The sequence below is a fragment of the Burkholderia sp. BCC1972 genome, from assembly GCF_905339605.1.
Lineage (GTDB): Bacteria > Pseudomonadota > Gammaproteobacteria > Burkholderiales > Burkholderiaceae > Burkholderia.
Map to the genome: position 1 here is coordinate 1 of NZ_CAJPGH010000058.1, position 1,866 is coordinate 1,866.

The following is a 1,866-nucleotide window of genomic DNA, read 5'->3' on the forward strand; positions in this document are numbered from 1 at the left end:
GGAGCTGCCGAGCAGCGCGAACAGTTCGTTCTTCGCGATCGTCAGGTTCACGTTGTCGACGGCCGTGCTGTCGCCGAACTTCTTCACGACGTTCTCGATGCGGACGAACGCGTCGTTTTGCGGGCGGGCCGCGGCGGCCGGTTGAGTCTGTCGTGCAGCAGCGGAAGAGGGTATCGATTGCATGGGAGTCACCATTCGTTCTTCACGGATTGCGGGCGTGAGCGTCCCCGCACGAGGCGCAACGCGACTCGCGGACGACGGCTCGTGCCGGATGGAACAGTGCGCGCGGCGCGCGCGGGCGGACGGAGGTCCGCGAATCTCGGGCGGGCAGGCGTGAAGCGATGCCTGCGCCGCCGTGATGCATGACGATCAGTGGCCCGTCTTCAGCTGGGCCCACAGACGGTTCTCGAGGCGCAGGATGTCGGCCGGCATCGGCTTCATCAGCACCATCTTCTTCAGCACGTCTTCAGGCGGGTAGACGGTCGGATCCTGCGCGACGGCCGGCGTGACGAACTGGTGTGCGGCCTTGTTCGCGGTCGGGTAGAACACCGTGTTGGTGATCGCCGCATTGACCTTCGGATCGGACACGTAATTGATCCACTTCAGTGCGGCTTCGGGGTGCGGTGCATCCTTCGGGATCACCATCACGTCGAACCACAGCAGGCCGCCTTCCTTCGGGTTCGAGAACTTGATGTCGTACGAACGTTTCGCTTCCGACGAGCGGCGGTGCGCGATGCCGACGTCGCCCGACCAGCCGAGCACGACGCACACGTCGTTGTTCGCGAGGTCGTTGATGTAGCCGGACGAGTTGAACTGGGTGATGTACGGGCGGACTTTCTTCAGGACTTCGAACGCAGCCTGGTAGTCGCCGGGGTTCTTGCTGTTGGGATCCTTGCCCATGTATTGCAGCGTGGCGGCAAACACGTCGACGGCCTGGTCGAGGAACGACACGCCGCAGCTCTTCAGCTTCTCCATGTTGGCCGGATCGAACACGAGTGCCCAGCTGTCGACCGGCGCCTTGTCGCCGAGCGCCTTCTTCACCGCCTGCGCGTTGTAGCCGATGCCGTCCGTGCCGTAGGCCCAGGGGACGCCGTACTGGTTGCCCGGATCGGCATCGGCAATCATCTTCATCAGCAGCGGATCGAGGTTCGCGAGGTTCGGAATCTTCGACTTGTCGAGCTTCTGGTACACGCCGGCCTGGATCTGCTTGGCCATGTAGTTCGACGTCGGCACGACGATGTCGTAACCCGAACTGCCGGCCAGCAGCTTCGCCTGAAGCGTGTCGTCGCTGTCGTAGTTGTCGTACTTGACGTGGATGCCCGTCTGCTTCTGGAAGTTCGGGATCGTGTCCGGTGCGATGTAGTCGGACCAGTTGTAGACGTTCAGGTCCTCGGCATGCGCCGACGGACTGGCGACTGACGTGAACGCTGCCGCGGCGGCAAGGGCGGCAACGGAACAGGCTTGGCGAAGAAAGCAGGCACGCATGGTGGAATTCCCTTGGGTTATGGCGGCGTGCGGCGCCCGCCGCACGCCTGTAGGCAAAGCCGTTACGAAATACCCAGTTGCTGGGCGGTTGCGTCGACGGCCTTCTTTGCCTTCGACACGAGTTCATCGATTTCCTGGCGCGTGATCACGAGCGGCGGCGACAGCAGCATCCGGTCGCCGGTCGCGCGCATGATCAGGTTGCCGTTGAAGCAGAAGTCGCGGCAGATCGTGCCGACGTCGCCGCCGTTCGCGAAGCGGCGGCGCTCGGCCGGCGATTCCGCGAGCTGCAGGCTCGCGACAAGGCCGTGGCCATGCACCTCGCCGACGATCGGGTGACGCGCGAAGGTCTCGCGCATCAACGCCTGGAAGTACGGGCCCGTG

The 1,866-nt window shown here is 64.0% G+C and carries 1 protein-coding gene and 2 pseudogenes; all 3 read right to left on the reverse strand.

The annotated features are described in order from the left end of the window. Positions 1-183: pseudogene (locus U5798_RS36735) on the reverse strand (polyamine ABC transporter ATP-binding protein); the annotation flags it as partial. Positions 184-369: 186 nt separating this feature from the next. Then, on the reverse strand, positions 370-1,485 hold the full coding sequence (locus U5798_RS36740) for a polyamine ABC transporter substrate-binding protein (RefSeq protein ID WP_124457138.1): 1,116 nt from the start codon (positions 1,483-1,485) through the stop codon (positions 370-372). A gap of 62 nt (positions 1,486-1,547) precedes the next feature. Next, positions 1,548-1,866 (reverse strand): annotated as a pseudogene (locus U5798_RS36745) (aspartate aminotransferase family protein); the annotation flags it as partial.

Bases quoted from the DNA above. Each gene is read 5' to 3' on its own strand.
- U5798_RS36740 (WP_124457138.1), bottom strand. From the start codon at position 1,485: ATGCGTGCCTGCTTTCTTCGCCAAGCCTGTTCCGTTGCCGCCCTTGCC.